This window comes from Scytonema hankhaensis NUACC26, from assembly GCF_045865695.1.
GTDB lineage: Bacteria > Cyanobacteriota > Cyanobacteriia > Cyanobacteriales > Nostocaceae > Scytonema.
The window spans coordinates 1-15,043 of sequence record NZ_BAACAP010000081.1; the positions used below are offsets into that span (position 1 = coordinate 1).

Genomic DNA, 15,043 nt, shown 5'->3' on the forward strand with positions numbered 1-15,043 from the left:
GCAATGGCAGAGTTAGAAGAAGGCGATATTTCTGCTCAACTGAATGATTATGAGGAGTTAAAGCGGTTGTGTTTGCAGATTAAGCGCGATCGCAATCCCAGCGTGATAGTGTGGATAGGCACTTGTACCACGGAAATCATCAAAATGGATTTGGAAGGCTTGGCACCCAAGCTAGAATCTGAAATTGGTATTCCCATTGTTGTTGCACGTGCCAACGGTTTAGACTACGCCTTCACTCAAGGAGAAGACACCGTATTAGCTGCAATGGCTACACGTTGTCCTGACAAAGCCCCCACAGTAGAAGCTGAGAAAAACGAACGCAATGCCATTCAAAAGCTACTGAATTTTGGTAAGAAAAAAGAAGAGGTTGCTAGCGAAGAATCCGAATATGCGGATCATCCTCCGTTAGTCCTCTTTGGTTCCCTCCCCGATCCTGTCGTCACTCAGTTAACACTAGAACTGAAGAAGCAAGGCATTCAAGTTTCTGGCTGGCTACCCGCTAAACGCTTTACCGAACTTCCCGTTCTTGAAGAAGGGTATTACGTTGCTGGTGTCAACCCGTTCCTCAGCCGCACCGCAACCACCTTAATGCGTCGCCGTAAGTGCAAGCTGATTGGCGCACCTTTCCCTATCGGTCCCGATGGTAGCCGTGCTTGGATTGAAAAAATCTGCTCGGTGTTTGGCATTACTCCCAAAGGATTGGATGAACGGGAAGCCCAAATTTGGGAAAGTTTAGAAGATTATATAAAACTGATTCGTGGAAAGTCGGTTTTCTTCATGGGCGATAACTTGCTCGAAGTTTCCTTAGCAAGATTCTTAGTACGTTGCGGGATGACGGTTCCTGAAGTCGGTATTCCTTACATGGATAAGCGCTACCAAGCAGCTGAGTTGGCGTTTTTAGAAAAAACCTGTCAGGAAATGGGCGTACCTTTACCCAAGATTGTAGAAAAGCCAGATAACTACAATCAAATTCAGCGTATTTACGATTTGAAGCCAGATTTGGTAATCACGGGTATGGCTCATGCTAACCCATTAGAAGCAAGGGGGATCAACACTAAGTGGTCTGTAGAGTTCACCTTTGCTCAAATTCATGGATTCACCAATGCTCGCGATATTCTGGAGTTGGTCACTCGCCCACTGAGGCGGAATAACAATCTCAAAGATTTGGGTTGGGATAAGTTGGTGAAGGAAGAAGCTAAAATTTAACCTCACTCTCTAAAAAGAAATTTGTAGTATTTGTATAGGAGCGCTGCGATCGCTCCTATTATTTTTATATCGGTATGGGTGACGGCTAATAAAGAGCGCCCGTGTCGTGTTTCATCCTTGAGCTAAAGCTACAAGGTTTCCAAACTCCCGGAAGTTTTTAGATGAATGAACCGACAATTAAACAGCTTCAAAGTTTATATATAATGTGTTATACACTAACTAATGTTATGTTCCAACCCATTCACATTATCCGAATAGATGAACGTAATAATAACTTGTTTATTTTAGCGGGACATCAAGAAAACATCGAAATTGAAATTGCACCCGATGGAGAGATATTCTAATGAATAATGTTGACTATACCAAAATGAGCGACCAGGAATTGAAGCAATATTTGCTCAATCACAAGGACGATCGAGATGCATTTTATGCTTACCTCAATCGAAAACATCAACATCCCAAGCAAACGATCTTAAGCGTCAACGAACTAGAAACCCTTACCAGGGAAGAAAAAATTAAATTAATTACACAACGTCTCCAAGAAAGATTTAGTGTTTAGTTTAATTAATTAAACATACTTGAACGGCTTTGCGGTAGTAGCCGTCGAGCTAGATACAGAGCATGAAACTCTGATGGTTGAGAATACAACTGTAGAGGATGCTATACAAGCAAATAAGGGACAAGAAGTTTTAAAACCTTAATAGTAAATCTCAAGCACAAAGATTTGGAAATTAAAGCAATTATGTTAGTTGATTCGGGGGCTGACTTTAGTTTAATTTCACTCAAGGCTGGTCAAGATTTGGGATATACCTTGGCTGACGGAGAACAAACATTATTAGCACAAACAGTAGGCGGAACTGTTGAGTGTGTTTTACGCAAGGTTGAAATGACTATTGATGGAAAAAGCTTTATAGCCCCTGTAGCATGGCTGCAAAACAATACTACAGATGTTATGCTTTTGGGACGAGAGGCTGTGTTTGATAAGTTTAATATTGAGTTTAGACAAGCGGAAGAAAAAATAATTTTTTCATGGCGTGAAGAGTTAAAGCAGTGACATCAGAGGTCATTACGTAGGTTGGGTTGAGGAACGAAACCCAACATTGAACCCTTATTGTTAGGTTTCCTTGCTCGAGCCAACCCACGATGTCTTAATCTTTACATTGATGCCATCAAGAATTGGGGTAAAGAAAGAGCAGTTCCAGCATCAAGACAATATGTGGAGTAGCAGCTTTAGCGCTCGATCAAAATGAATTTTTCTAAAAATTGCTTAAGTCAATGGGGACTTTATTGACCTTGATGTAATTTCCCTGTTTTTGCTTCATGCTTTACCCTCTTTTTTCAAAATTCTCACCAAGTAGCAAATATACAAGCGCGTATAGTGTGATAGTGTTGGTCGTACAACTGAGGGTGACTGGGTAGGTATCTCAACAAAAGCCAATTGGCATTAAAGTCCTGACGATTTAAGACTTTTTCAGACTGTTCTTTTTCAATAGATAGCTTAATCTTAATTCAGCCGATACCGCAGACAATGTACAAAAACTGAAGCTTAAAAATAACTTTTTTTAAAGAAGGAGAATCAAAATGGTTAACTTTAAATCCGGATTAGTTCAGCAAAGTAGTAGTTCCACATATTTAGTGCTAGGGGATTTCTACACCTTTTTAGCAACTGGGGAAAGTACAAGCGGAGCATATGCACTATTAGAAACAGTGATGCAACCGCAAAGCACTGTACCACCCCATATCCATGACGAAGCGGACGAAGCTCACTATATTCTAGAAGGTGAAATTGAATACCAGCAAGGGAATCAAACTATCGTCGCTACTCCTGGTAACTTTCTTCACTTTTCTAGAAGTCAGTCTCACGGTTTTAAGAATACTGGGTCAAAGCCTGCCAAAATCTTGATGTGGGTTACACCAGCAGGACTCGAACAGTTTTTTGCAGAAGTAGGGATACCAGTGAAAGAAATCACAAGTGAGGAAGAAAAGCCCAGCCTCTTTGCGCCCCCCACTCCTACTGACATTGAAAAAGCTATTGAAGTCGCTACGACAAAGTATAAAGTAAAATTTGTTCTCTAGATTTAGTTATGTGCTAACAAAAACCCTGGCAATCTTAAGGATTTAACCCCAGGGGAACCGATCGCAATTACTGGAGTGTTTTCACGCATCAGTAAGAAAGCACTCAAGTTTGTTGCTGCTCATGCACCAATTAACACAAATAAAGCAACGCCAATCATCACAATCAGCGTTACCTTACCACCAGGAACAAGGGGTTGAACGGTACTATGTAAACCTTCCTCCTGTTCTTGACGCTGCTTCCAACTCATCAATGCAGGAAGAATTCCTCCTAAAACTGAAATACTAAAGGTTCCAGCATAATCTAAAGCTGTGAGAAAGATATTGGGATTAAATACTGATAAACTCATAGGAGGCAAAAGAATCAAGGAGTAAAGCGGCAAACGCTTGGAAGATTCTTGGGGTGTTGCTGGAAAAATATCTTTGAAAAAATCTAGCAAGCCGTAAACAAACCCAATAAATGATGTCACGATCGCAAACTCAGAAAAAATAGAAACCAACAATCCCAGCCATTCTCCAGCACTTCCCGATTGTAGAATATGCAGAGGGTCAAAAGTTTTTCCACTTGCTGTCACCTGAATTGTTTCTACACTGATACTTCCCAATATCACTGCATTCCAAGCCAAGAACATGACAAGGGGAATAGCAGAACCAACAACAATAGACTGACGAATTTTGCGAGCATCTCCTTCAAGCTGGGTGACAATTGTAGGAATCACATTATGGTAGAACAACGCTACAAACATAACAGAGACAGCAGGAGGTAGTGCTTTCCAGTCCTGAAAGACGAATGATGATATGTTCAGGTGGGTGACTCCTAATAACAACAATCCTACAAATGAAGTTAAAACGATCGCAACAAAAGCGCTGTTTAATTTCTCAATAAACTTTTCTCTACCAAGATACAAAATGCCGCCAAAAATTAGAGTGAAAGCCGTCGTTCCTATCCAAGTAGGGAAAACATAATGTATCCCCAAAAGTTTTTCCATAGCCGATACTAGAATATCTCCGCCTTGGGAAACATATGCCACAAGTAAAGCATAGTGTAAAAACAAATATGCTCCGCCTGCAATTCTTGCTGCTAATGAACCTAGAGTCCTCTCCACCATCACCAACAGCCCTAAACTCGGACGCCCTACACGACGCATCGCATTCAAAGCCACTTCTGCAATTAAAAGCCCTGAAACCAATGTATAAAGCCAAACACTGATGAGTAGAACTGTAGATGGTACGACTCCGGACGGCAATGTCACTGCAGGTAAAGCTAGAATCCCCGCCCCAATGGTGGTTCCAGCAATCAGCGCTGTGTTTCCTAAAACGCTACCTGGTTGATGGGTTAGTTTATTTTCGTAGAGTTCTAGGTTAGAAAACAACCGAGTAACATCTGGGTTGTTGGGATTCAGTAACGTTTTCATAGAGTTTTGCTGATATACACGCTTTTTTAACAATATGTTAACTTGTGTAATCTATTGTAGCAAAACATCTCTTGCTAAGTTTCATTTGCTGTGCAATTCGGCTTTAGCCTTTTTAAAAACGATGTCGGATTGCTATATAATAGGAGCTATATCTACATAATGAGAGCTTAGTTGGGTAAGAAAAAAGATATTCGGCAAGTAAATGTTATTGCTAGAGAATTCAAGATGACAGAAGAAGAGAGAAGAGAATTCGGAGATTTTTTGGAAGAAGAAAAAGCATCCGGTCGTAGTGGTTCAAAAAATGAACGCGGAGATTTTAATTATGAAGAAATGAGACGAAAAGATCGTGAATTTTTAGAACTATAAAAACTTAGTTAAAGATAGAATTATGACAACAAATTTAGTTAAGAACATATCTAGACTTAGCGATCTAGAACCGCTTACCCAGATAATAAGTGGATTGATTGGAGAAACCTGCTGGAAAGCAAGCTTGAGTTATGGAGATGAATTGACTATTCATATTGGAGAAAGAATTACTTATTCACAAAAATCGATGATAGGAAAGGAAAAAGGAGCATGGATATTGGGTACGCAAGCAACTCGATGGCAAATTGATTCCCCAAGCGAAACTATTGTTACATCTGAAGATGACTCTGAAATCATCAAACAGCGACTTGATATCATCGCAAACAATGCGATCGCTGCTGTAGAAATTAACTACCAAAACCTTGGTCTTAGTATAGCTTTCAACAATAAATACAAGTTAATTTTGCTTCCAAATAATGAAGATAATGAAGAGGGTATTGACTTACCGTATTGGGAAATTTTTACTCCCCATCAGATGGTTCTTAAAGTTGGATCTGGCTCAAAATGGTCTTATACTAGTTCAAACAGCAGATCTTTAGCGTCATGAGGTTTTTTATAAGTTAAGTTCTGGAAGTTACAGTATTCGCGATCGCAGTTGCTAGTATGATTTGAAAGTTAGTAATTCAGAACTAATGTTGAAGTAGTACGGGAAATTAACGCCGGAGCATGACCATATTTTCATCAAGCCCTTGGCGAAATAATTCTAACCTTTGATGACCTTCTAAATCTAAATCTAAATCTCTTATGTTCAGGGGACTAACAGTAAATGGAAACAGTGCGGGTGTTTGACTAATTCTACCTAAAGCTTGTATCTCTGAATGACTGGCAACTAAAGCTGCTTCTATCAACCATGCGGCTAATGCTTTGTTGTCTATGAATTGAACTTTTGCTGATTGATAAACACCTTTTTCTGTTGTGTCTTCCAGGACACCCCAATCAACACAGCATCGTAGAACTCGTCTAGTTGCTCTTGAAACTGTTTCACGTTCGCCGAGTTTTTCTTTGATTCGTCTTTGCACGGTAGATGCTGCAACTGTACCTTGTAGCCGCACCAAACGTCCAACAGTTTCAGTAACAAGTCCAAAAAAGGGGCTGAGGAACTGTAAACAAATTTCTCCTCAGATCTACTCATTCCTCCTCTTTTTTGAGTAGAGGTTGGCGATCAATCTCCGGCTCCGGTAAAGTTTTAATCCAGTCCTGAACGACTTCTGACATAGAGACTCCCAATGTTCGAGCAAGATTCTCCACCTTTTGCCGCTCTCGCTCGGTAAGTCTAACGACTAATCTATAATCTCTTGCCATTTTAGGACTTGTCCTGTTATACTAAATGTCATACGAATAGTCTAACAAATAGCAGCAAAGGAGGTGAAGCGGATGCCGCAAGTTTATCAAACTTACGTGACTCAGATTGAGAATAATTTACCAGGTGAAACACGGACGCTTGAGATGTTAGACCAATTCTCAAGAGTAGCAGCAGAGATGTCCCTTGTGGCATTAGAAGGTTTGCAAAGTGATATGAAAAAAGAGAAGTTAAACTCACTAATTCAAAACACCCACAAGGTAAACAAGCGTCATGCCAACAGTGTTATTAATTTTGTTACAGGTGAAATTGAGTCGGCACTCATATGCCAGAAAAGGCATATTGATACACTAGATGCCAAAATAAAATCAGTTAAGGCAGAAATCGAACGGTTGAACAAACGACTGAAGAGTCACCGGGAATATGCCCAAGCAGTAGAGAAACATAATTTAGCAATCAAATACCCCCAAAAAACTAAAGCTGGAAAACTGAAAAAAACTCCAGTACTTAAGAAAGCGCCTGAGTTTGATAATGCTTGTCCCATTAATGGTAAACCGCATGGGAAAACTTACTTACAACTAGCTAAACAGCAATTACATCAAAAAAAACGCCAATTGAGGATGTACTTAGACAAGAGAGCTAAAGTAGTCCAACGAGGTGTCAAAGTTAATTTGGGTTCAGACGGCAAGATTCCATTTGTCGGGAGTACTAACGAAACTAACAGCAATCAAATATGTCAGCTAACACCGGGCGTCATCCCCAGTTTAAAAATTCGTGTCCCTTATTTTTTAGAGTCAATATACGGCGAATATTGTACCTTGCCACTTCATAAAATTAATAAGTATGGATATGACTTGATAGTTACCGCTTGGGCATTAAACAAGGCTCTGACTTATGTATTTAGCAAAAATAAAAAAGGGAAGTGGGTAGTCGCTATTACTTGTTTGGTCAACTTTTCTATCACTAGTAATGACAAATATGCAGGGTGCATAGGTTTAGATATTAATCCCGGCTCTATAGGATGGTGTGCGACCAACCGTCACGGGAATCCTGTAGCTTGGGGAAAAGTCAATTTAGATTTACATTCATGCTCAACAGAACAAACTGAAGCAAGATTGGCTGGTGCTATTACAGAACTGACATCCAGAGCGCTAGCTACATTGAAGCCAATTGTTATTGAGAAATTAGACTTTTCCGACAAGAAGAAACAATTCAAACGCGCTCGCTTGTACAATCGGATGTTATCAGGTTTTGCTTATGCCAAGTTCTTTGAATTATTAAAAGCTAGATGCTTAAAACTAGGTATCAAAATTCTTGAGGTTAGTCCCAAATATTCTAGCCAAATCGGCGTTGTTAAGTATATGAAACGTTATGGTATGGGTAGTGATAGCGCGGCGGGTCTAGTTTTAGCGCGTCGTGGAATGGGAATGTACTATGAGAAACTGCCAGCAAGATACGCCTTGCAGACTTCGATTCAACCCGAACCTCGTAAGCACGTCTTTGCACACTGGCAGCGATTCAATAAGCATTACTTGAAGGCAGGTTCTCGTAATGCTTGGTTTGGTACACCTACTCTCACAGGGTCTGCGGGTGATGGCTTGGTGAACACCGGAAACCTGGGGTTTCCACGCGCTTCGGCACAAGCATGGGAGTCTAACTCCCCATCCGTCTGTGAAGGTGTAAATCCTTCAAGGTAGGTTTGATTGACCGCTATCTTTCCGGTTGAAGAGATTTGCTCATGCGTGAGTAGATCTGAGTAGACTTTATCGAGCGGTAAGCAGCCATTGTCATTCCCCAATGAATGGCTAGATGTTGATGCAGTGGGGTAGTTCTTAAATATTCTAACCCCTCATTTCTCAAGGGTTGCAAGCTTTCTGGAACTGCTACCCAAATCTTGAGGAGAATTGAAATTGTCTTGGCTCGACTGCTCGATCTATTATGATTGCCAACTGATAGCTTGTCCCGTAATAGCTCATCTAATGCGGTTTTAATTTCCTTACGCGTAGAACCAGCTAATAACAGTTTGGCTGTCAATTCCAACCACTCTAACTGAATGCCTTGACTGTAGCCAACTGAAAGCTGTTTGCTCATCTGCTTCAACCTAAAACGTTAATAAATGGTACAACTAACTCTTCAATAGAGATACCCCCATGAGCGACAATTTGTTGTCCTTCTCGCACAAAGGCTTGGCGTGCAGGAGCCAAAAGTGGTAAATATTTTTCTGGTAGCCCTGTTGGTTGCCACTCGATCGCATTGGGAAATTGGCTTTTGACTTTTGCCCTCAACATATCATTAGAGTATACTCTAACACGTTCTCCACGTAGATCTGCGATCGCACCTTCTTGCGGTTGTCCGATACCAGTGGCTTCTAGGTTCCCACGATCTGATGTGAGAAAAACTTGGAAACCTTTTGATAGCAGTAGGTTGAGAAGTTCTGCTAGGAAGCCTGTCTCTGCCCATTGGCGAACTTGGTTGTGCATACCTGCCATGCCAAGTTGCATCCCGTGCATAATCTTATCAACTTTATCGACTACCAAACCCACGACTTTTAGTTTTGGATGGGACACAATCTTCTCAACTTCTAAAAGACTACCTGGTTCTCCTAGCCCTTTCGTATATGTTACTTGAGGTTTGATAATACCTTGGTCAGACCAAAATTGTGTCCAAAACAACTCTTCTTTTGCTGTGGTTTCAAGACTATTTGCAAAATAAATGGGAGGTTTTCCTGCAAATATGGCCTGTCGGGACACGGAGGTGATAGTTGGTATCCAAGCAAAGGTTGCTTCTTCATGAAATTTGAATTGGGGACTTTGTTTTAGTAAAATATTTCGCAGAATTAACCACTGGTCAAAGGCTAAACCATCTATAACTACCAGCGCTATTTTGTTTGTCTTTTCTGATTCATATAGCCGTGCAAGAAAGCGCGTAATTTGGTGTACCATAACAGGGCTGATAGCTGACTGATTGTAAAGACCACTGTAGCGAGAACTGACCCAAGTCAAAAAGGCATTATCAACCTTCTCTTGTAGTGTTAGAAACATCGCTGATAATGGGTTTGATTTTGTCTGTTGATGCCATAGAACTAACAGTTCTGCCCAAGTTTGAGCAAACTTGAGCCATTCTTGATATTTGGCATCGTTAAGAGGTTGCGAAGACTCTACAGATTCCATTAGCTTTTGCAAGCGCTGCTGTCGCTGAACAACTGGATCGATACGCAAGCCCACAGCTAACCATCGCATTCTCAAAGGTCATTATCTCAAAACCTCGTTGTTGAATTGCTTGGAGTACTCCCTCTTCTGACAGCAAATTGTCTGGGTCAGCAACCAGTGTCAGAGGTGCTACTTGGGGAGTAAATTCTGTGAGTATATGGTCGCGCCAACTCATACGATTTTGGATTTTATATTGTGGATTTTGGATTGAACTAAGTAAGTCAGCACAATTAAAGTTAACTAGTGAGGATACACCAAGTGTCATTCAAGTATGAACTCAAGATATTTTACCTACCAGTATAGAAAATCTTGTAATTTCTGCCTTACGTCAGTTTGAATCCGAACTCAATATTGGTGCTTTAGTGACTGTTGACAAAGCTCAATCTAGAGTAAGAATTTTACCAATAAGACTTATGTAAGATAAAAATGCTATTAAGCATCTTTGCTATGTTTTTGCCAACACTTAGTTACAGACCAAGTTATCCATGCTGCAATTAACCCAGAAACAATACTTCCGATAACCCACAGCACAAAAGGATGGGGAGAGGAAGATGCTGTAGGAGACCATGGTATTTGAAGCGGGTTTTTGTCTGTCACTTGGCTCGAAGCAGAGATAACAATTCCTCCCACTGTTAAACCAGCACCAACCGCAAATGCTGTTGTTTGGAAGTTACGATCGCGTTCTTTTTCTATGTCTTCTTGTTGCTTATTGCGTTCCGCTTGGTCAATTTCTACTAAACCCCGACATAGAGCGATCGCTTGTTGAAACATATCTCGACCTGGAGATAAATAATTTAGGTCTGTCTGAATCTGTTCGTGCAAGCGCTTGGAAGTGCGATCGCGAAAGGTCTTTAAAAACTCTAAATCATCATCTGAAAAGTTCTCTAGACTTTTTTGGAGAATTTTTTGCAACCATCGGTTATAATTTTCTATATTGGTGATTATAGACTGGTCGCTATCTTGCATATCTCTAAGAAGACGAGCATATCGAAACCCAATGGGTGAGAGCTTAGTGAGCAGTTCCTTGAGCTTTTTCAGTCGTGAATCTGAGTCAGCAGACAGGTTATTAAAAACTTGAGCTTCTGTTTCTAGCTGACTGTAAAGTTCCCGTGCTTCCCGATAACCTTGTCTTGCTTGATGGTAGGCAAAAAGAATTTTGCTACGGCAACATAGGAGATTTAATAAATAACTTGTTGTTTCTTGGGGCAAATTTTTGACGCCATCAGGGTTGAACCATATCCAGAGATGATAATGTTTAGTGGGGTCTTCTTGCTCGTTTTCATACTCAAAAATCGAACCACCAAAGAGTTTTCCCTGGGCAATACAAGTTACTAGAGATTGAGTTGTTGTGGGTAACACAGCATTGACACAATTATCTGCCAAAGTTCGATAGTCATCGCGATCGTTCAGAGGTTTGGCAAATAGTAACAGTGTTTCTCCTAAGGAAGGACGCATCCAACTAGACAACAAGTATCCATTAGGATTAAGATAACTGAGTTGGGCAATGTCTACAGATTCTTTATAGCGAAAAGTTAGGTCAACAGCATAGGTATCATGAATGCGAAGTGGATAAATTTCTCCCGAACGTTGAGGAATATTTGCCAAAGTAGGAGATCGAAATTTGAGAATTGGTGAATTTTCTTGTCTTAATAAATCTAATGGCAAACTAGAATTTTTATCTTGATACTTTTTTTCCAAAGCTGCTTCTTCAAGAGCCGAATTATATATGCCTGTTTTCTCGTCGTAGCACGCGAGTTTCGACTTCAAAGACTCTAGTTCATTAATCTTGAGTTGTTCTCCCAATTCGACGCACTGCTCCCATAAATGGTTAGCTTTATCTTTCACTTGCTCAGAACCTTCGCTCAAGCTATTACGCAAATGGAAGGCAAAAAGAGTGAGGCTAGGATTGCAGATTTGCACCGAGGAGTTTTGGTTCATTGTGGAGAGTCCGAAGGCTTGGGTTGAGGCGAAGGTTGGGAACTGGGCTGCTGGGTTTCAGATTGAAAACTAACCTCTCGCATGGCATTGATAATTATATTTTTGTAATCTTTTGGGTTAACTGGTTCGGGATCTTCTGAAGGACCTCTTGTTATTATTACGTTGTAATTGGAACTTTGAGCAATAAAAGGCAAAAGCTTGCTCCGTATATCTTTACGCTCCTGAGTCCACTCTGCGATCGCATTGGAGATCTGTTCTGCATCATTAGGTAAACTATTGACTAACTTCCATAGGGAAATTTGGTCTTCACTTGAGAAGAGAGACGGCAGAGACTGAATCAGCTTTACAAGCCCTTTGATATTCTGTTCGTCAGGTGACATAATAATATCCCTACTATAAGTTAAATAATCAGTTGATTTTAATGCCCAATCGTACAAAATGCAGCCCAATGTTCGGGAGATTGAAAAGGTTTGTTGTTTGCTTGACTCAACCAGCTTTGCAACTTGCTTTGCAACCACAATAGTTTACCAGGACTCAAACTCAATTTCTCTATCCACTGCTGTAATTCCTCCTTTGTTACATCTCGTAACCAGCACTGAGCATTATTTAAGGCTTTGGCGATCGATGGTTCTGCTTGCAGAATTTGGTAAAATCTAATCATCAAAAAACAAGTGGAAAGGTCATTTACCACCCAAAGACTACTGACGATGGTGGGGCTACCTGCTACCAAGAAACTACTTGCTAAACCGATATATTCGTCGGTAAGCTTGCTCCAGTCTGTTAAGCCAGTTTCGCAAGCCGCAAGAGTGACAAGACGGCATTGCTTGAGGTTTAGGGCAAAAATTTCTCTTAAAGTGAGGCATTTCTCTAGATCGGCATATTGACTATCTCGCCAGGGGAGATATCGAGTTGCTTCAGTGGTAGTTTTGATAGAAGAGTCGGACGCAACAAGAGACTCCGCCAACAACAAGTGAGAAAGTAGAGGGTTTGGCGCGTGAAAAAAACCATGACAGGCAAAGTGAACGCATTCAGCATGAAGAAAAGCATTGGAAAATGGTGGTTGTTCGAGAGCTTTTTTAGTAGCTTTCTCCTTAGACAAAATTTGCTTGCGGTCAAAATTATGCTGAATGGCTTCAACTTCAAGATCGGTAAACTCTAAATCGTTGGTAGGATTTTGGAGAGCAAAAAAGTCCCCCAGAGACGACGAGGTTTGCTGTGATGCTACTCTTTGACTCAGCTGCAATAGCTGATTGCTAGGGGCGTAACGGACACCATCTGGGAATTTGTCCAGAAGGTATTCTTGAGACTGTAATGGTAATGCGTGCAGAGGTAAGAGATGCAGGTAACGATGGGGAATAAGAATGAGTTGCTGGCACGCGCTAGGAATGTGAGAGAGGATATTATCTAAATGCAAAATGACTGAAAGTTCCTGGAGACGAGAAGCAAATTGCGTTTTCCACTCAATTGTTTTGTTATCTTTGAAAGTTTCGTAGTCATTGAGATATTCATCCCACCACTGTTCTAAAGCAGTTAAGTCATCACTGGAAGATTCCCAGAAATAAGGGGCATTTTCGTGGGTGATAACAAAGGTGAAAAAGCGATCGGATATGAGGAACCATGCAATGATAGCAGTGCGATCGTCTATCGCCTTGCGAATTTCTTCAAAAGAGATGGGTTGAACCTTTTGGGTAAACTGGTAGCTGGGATCTATAGGTTTAATTTGATTCAGCACCAGTTCTAGCTGAGACTGTAACTCATTTAATTCTTGTTGCAGCTGCTTGACGCCCCCACTATTTTCTGAAACCTCTAGCAATTGCCTTTTAACTCCAATTTGCTGTTTAAGGTCTTGCAGTTGTTCAAGGACTGTTTGGGGAATGTCCCCTTTCGGCAGAAAGTCGTTGCGGTTGGCTAAAAGTTCAACTAAAGTACGGACTTTGCTACGCTCGACATATTCAATTCCTTTGTCCACCTGGTTATTCGCAATACAAGCTTTCACTATTTGAGTATAGACATCAATTGCAGCTTCCCGCAATTCCTGACGAGTTGTCTGGCTACTAGCCCATTCGCAGCTTTGTTCCACAGCTTGAATGGCAGCATCATAGCCCTCAATTGCTACCGACCACTGTTGGATATCAAAAGCTGTGTTACCCAAGTTGCGACCCGATTGAAGGCAATTGATAGGAAAGGCGTTAGGTGTAAAGATTTCTAGGGCTAACTTGAAACACTGAATGGCTTCGTCAAATTGTTCTAGATCGCGGTAAGCATTGGCGAGATTGTTTTGGGTCATTGCCCATTGTTCTGGGAAAGCATCGCGGGTAAAGACTTTAAGTGCGGCAGTGTAAAAGGCAATTGCACCTTCGAGATTGTCTGCCCATTCCCCTCTTATCCGGTCAGAGTAGGCATTGGCGAGATTATTTTGGGTCATTGCCCAATCGACTGGGAAAGCATCGCGGGTACGAACTTCAAGTGCGGCAGTGTAAAAGGCAATTGCACCTTCGAGATTATCTGCCCGTTCCTCTTTTATTCGGTATGAGTAGGCACTGGCGAGATTGTTTTGGGTCATTGCCCAATCGACTGGGAAAGCATCGCGGGTGTAGACTTCAAGTACGGCAGTGTAAAAGGCAATTGCACGTTCGAGATTGTCTGCCCGTTCCCCTTTTATTCGGTATGAGTAGGCATTGGCGAGATTGTTTTGGGTCATTGCCCATTGTTCTAGGAATACATCGCGGGTGTAGACTTCAACTGCGGCAGTGTAAAAGGCAATTGCACGTTCGAGATTGTCTGCCCGTTCCCCTTTTATCTGGTGTGAGTAGGTATTGGCGAGATTGTGTTGGATACCTGCCCATTGTTCTGGGAAAGCATCGCGGGTACGGACTTCAACTGCGGCAGTGTAAAAGGCAATTGCATGTTCGAGATTGTCTGCCCGTTCCCCTTTTGTCCGGTATAAGTAAGCATTGGCGAGATTGTTTTGGGTCATTGCCCAATCTTCTGGGAAAGCATCGCGGGTACGGACTTCAAGTGCGGCAGTGTAAAAGACAATTGCCCGTTCGAGATTGTCTGCCCTTTCCCCTTTTATCCGGTATAAGTAAGCATTGGCGAGATTGTGTTGGGTAGCTGCCCAATCTTCTGGAAAAGCATTGCGGGTAAAGACTTCAACTGCGGCAGTGTAAAAGGCAATTGCCCGTTCGAGATTGTCTGCCCTCTCCCCTTTTATCCGCTTCCAGTAGGCAAGGGCGAGATTGTTTTGGGTCATTGCCCATTGTTCTGGGAAAGCATCGCGGGTGTAGACTTCAACTGCGGCAGTGTAAAAGGCAATTGCCCGTTCGAGATTGTCTGCCCTCTCCCCTTTTATCCGGTCAGAGTAGGCAGTAGCGAGATTGTGTTGGGTAGCTGCCCAATCTTCTGGGAAAGCATCGCGGGTGTAGACTTCAAGTACGGTAGTGTAAAAGGCAATTGCCCGTTCGAGATTGTCTGCCCTCTCCCCTTTTATCCGGTTACAGTAGGCATTGGCAAGATTGTTTTGGGTCATTGCCCAT

17 protein-coding genes are annotated in these 15,043 nt (G+C 41.6%); 9 read left to right on the forward strand and 8 right to left on the reverse strand.

Annotation, left to right across the window (positions count from 1 at the left end):
• The 6 genes from ACKTT2_RS02725 to ACKTT2_RS02750 form a co-directional block, all read left to right on the forward strand.
• A partial coding sequence (locus ACKTT2_RS02725; RefSeq protein WP_407883721.1) for a ferredoxin:protochlorophyllide reductase (ATP-dependent) subunit N occupies positions 1–1,206 on the forward strand: 1,206 nt, incomplete at its 5' end.
• A 161-nt stretch (positions 1,207–1,367) separates the two neighbouring features.
• Positions 1,368–1,550, forward strand: coding sequence for a DUF6888 family protein (locus ACKTT2_RS02730; RefSeq protein WP_407883723.1), 183 nt, complete (start codon positions 1,368–1,370; stop codon positions 1,548–1,550).
• Positions 1,550–1,765 (forward strand): DUF6887 family protein, encoded by a 216-nt coding sequence (locus ACKTT2_RS02735; protein ID WP_407883725.1) that lies wholly within the window; start codon positions 1,550–1,552, stop codon positions 1,763–1,765. Before ACKTT2_RS02730 ends, ACKTT2_RS02735 begins: the two co-directional genes overlap by 1 nt.
• A 19-nt stretch (positions 1,766–1,784) precedes the next feature.
• Positions 1,785–1,907 (forward strand): hypothetical protein, encoded by a 123-nt coding sequence (locus ACKTT2_RS02740; protein ID WP_407883727.1) that lies wholly within the window; start codon positions 1,785–1,787, stop codon positions 1,905–1,907.
• A 23-nt stretch (positions 1,908–1,930) separates the two neighbouring features.
• Positions 1,931–2,260, forward strand: a complete 330-nt coding sequence (locus ACKTT2_RS02745; protein ID WP_407883729.1) for a retropepsin-like aspartic protease — start codon at positions 1,931–1,933, stop codon at positions 2,258–2,260.
• 527 nt (positions 2,261–2,787) lie between these two features.
• Positions 2,788–3,282, forward strand: coding sequence for a cupin domain-containing protein (locus ACKTT2_RS02750; protein ID WP_407883731.1), 495 nt, complete (start codon positions 2,788–2,790; stop codon positions 3,280–3,282).
• 119 nt (positions 3,283–3,401) lie between these two features.
• On the opposite strand, the gene ACKTT2_RS02755 is transcribed toward ACKTT2_RS02750, so the two are convergent.
• Positions 3,402–4,694 carry an amino acid permease gene (locus ACKTT2_RS02755; RefSeq protein ID WP_407883733.1) on the reverse strand — a complete coding sequence of 431 codons (1,293 nt, stop codon included), beginning with the start codon at positions 4,692–4,694 and terminating at the stop codon, positions 3,402–3,404.
• Between the two features lie 171 nt (positions 4,695–4,865).
• Here ACKTT2_RS02755 and ACKTT2_RS02760 point away from each other — a divergent pair, with 171 nt between their 5' ends.
• Both ACKTT2_RS02760 and ACKTT2_RS02765 read left to right on the forward strand, forming a co-directional pair.
• Entirely contained in the window at positions 4,866–5,060 is a 195-nt protein-coding gene (locus ACKTT2_RS02760; protein ID WP_407883735.1) for a hypothetical protein, read from the forward strand.
• Between the two features lie 22 nt (positions 5,061–5,082).
• Positions 5,083–5,607 carry a hypothetical protein gene (locus tag ACKTT2_RS02765; protein ID WP_407883737.1) on the forward strand — a complete coding sequence of 175 codons (525 nt, stop codon included), beginning with the start codon at positions 5,083–5,085 and terminating at the stop codon, positions 5,605–5,607.
• Between the two features lie 106 nt (positions 5,608–5,713).
• On the opposite strand, the gene ACKTT2_RS02770 is transcribed toward ACKTT2_RS02765, so the two are convergent.
• Positions 5,714–6,112, reverse strand: coding sequence for a hypothetical protein (locus ACKTT2_RS02770; protein ID WP_407883739.1), 399 nt, complete (start codon positions 6,110–6,112; stop codon positions 5,714–5,716).
• Positions 6,113–6,188: 76 nt separating this feature from the next.
• Positions 6,189–6,362: a hypothetical protein gene (locus tag ACKTT2_RS02775; protein ID WP_407883741.1), complete on the reverse strand. Its 174-nt coding sequence runs from the start codon at positions 6,360–6,362 to the stop codon at positions 6,189–6,191.
• Positions 6,363–6,434: 72 nt separating this feature from the next.
• Between ACKTT2_RS02775 and ACKTT2_RS02780 the strand changes: the two genes are divergently transcribed.
• Positions 6,435–8,057 carry an IS200/IS605 family accessory protein TnpB-related protein gene (locus ACKTT2_RS02780; protein ID WP_407883743.1) on the forward strand — a complete coding sequence of 541 codons (1,623 nt, stop codon included), beginning with the start codon at positions 6,435–6,437 and terminating at the stop codon, positions 8,055–8,057.
• Positions 8,058–8,070: 13 nt separating this feature from the next.
• On the opposite strand, the gene ACKTT2_RS02785 is transcribed toward ACKTT2_RS02780, so the two are convergent.
• From ACKTT2_RS02785 to ACKTT2_RS02805, 5 genes are all read right to left on the reverse strand, one after another.
• On the reverse strand, positions 8,071–8,451 hold the full coding sequence (locus ACKTT2_RS02785) for a hypothetical protein (protein ID WP_407883745.1): 381 nt from the start codon (positions 8,449–8,451) through the stop codon (positions 8,071–8,073).
• 5 nt (positions 8,452–8,456) lie between these two features.
• Complete coding sequence (pglZ, locus tag ACKTT2_RS02790; protein WP_407883753.1) at positions 8,457–9,599, reverse strand: BREX-3 system phosphatase PglZ; 1,143 nt, start codon at positions 9,597–9,599, stop codon at positions 8,457–8,459.
• Between the two features lie 402 nt (positions 9,600–10,001).
• The gene (locus ACKTT2_RS02795; protein ID WP_407883747.1) at positions 10,002–11,507 is read right to left on the reverse strand and encodes a hypothetical protein; all 1,506 of its coding nucleotides are present in this window, start codon (positions 11,505–11,507) and stop codon (positions 10,002–10,004) included.
• Complete coding sequence (locus ACKTT2_RS02800) at positions 11,504–11,887, reverse strand: hypothetical protein (protein ID WP_407883749.1); 384 nt, start codon at positions 11,885–11,887, stop codon at positions 11,504–11,506. Before ACKTT2_RS02800 ends, ACKTT2_RS02795 begins: the two co-directional genes overlap by 4 nt.
• A 38-nt stretch (positions 11,888–11,925) precedes the next feature.
• Positions 11,926–15,043, reverse strand: a 3,118-nt coding sequence (locus ACKTT2_RS02805; RefSeq protein ID WP_407883751.1) for a CHAT domain-containing protein, incomplete at its 5' end; no start/stop codon positions are given.

What these genes read in the sequence shown, in the direction of transcription:
- ACKTT2_RS02730 (WP_407883723.1), top strand. Translation starts at nt 1,368, where the DNA reads ATGAATGAACCGACAATTAAACAGCTTCAAAGTTTATATATAATGTGT.
- ACKTT2_RS02780 (WP_407883743.1), top strand. Translation starts at nt 6,435, where the DNA reads ATGCCGCAAGTTTATCAAACTTACGTGACTCAGATTGAGAATAATTTA.
- ACKTT2_RS02785 (WP_407883745.1), bottom strand. Translation starts at nt 8,451, where the DNA reads ATGAGCAAACAGCTTTCAGTTGGCTACAGTCAAGGCATTCAGTTAGAG.
- ACKTT2_RS02775 (WP_407883741.1), bottom strand. Translation starts at nt 6,362, where the DNA reads ATGGCAAGAGATTATAGATTAGTCGTTAGACTTACCGAGCGAGAGCGG.
- ACKTT2_RS02755 (WP_407883733.1), bottom strand. Translation starts at nt 4,694, where the DNA reads ATGAAAACGTTACTGAATCCCAACAACCCAGATGTTACTCGGTTGTTT.
- ACKTT2_RS02750 (WP_407883731.1), top strand. Translation starts at nt 2,788, where the DNA reads ATGGTTAACTTTAAATCCGGATTAGTTCAGCAAAGTAGTAGTTCCACA.
- ACKTT2_RS02765 (WP_407883737.1), top strand. Translation starts at nt 5,083, where the DNA reads ATGACAACAAATTTAGTTAAGAACATATCTAGACTTAGCGATCTAGAA.
- ACKTT2_RS02735 (WP_407883725.1), top strand. Translation starts at nt 1,550, where the DNA reads ATGAATAATGTTGACTATACCAAAATGAGCGACCAGGAATTGAAGCAA.
- pglZ (WP_407883753.1), bottom strand. Translation starts at nt 9,599, where the DNA reads ATGCGATGGTTAGCTGTGGGCTTGCGTATCGATCCAGTTGTTCAGCGA.
- ACKTT2_RS02800 (WP_407883749.1), bottom strand. Translation starts at nt 11,887, where the DNA reads ATGTCACCTGACGAACAGAATATCAAAGGGCTTGTAAAGCTGATTCAG.
- ACKTT2_RS02795 (WP_407883747.1), bottom strand. Translation starts at nt 11,507, where the DNA reads ATGAACCAAAACTCCTCGGTGCAAATCTGCAATCCTAGCCTCACTCTT.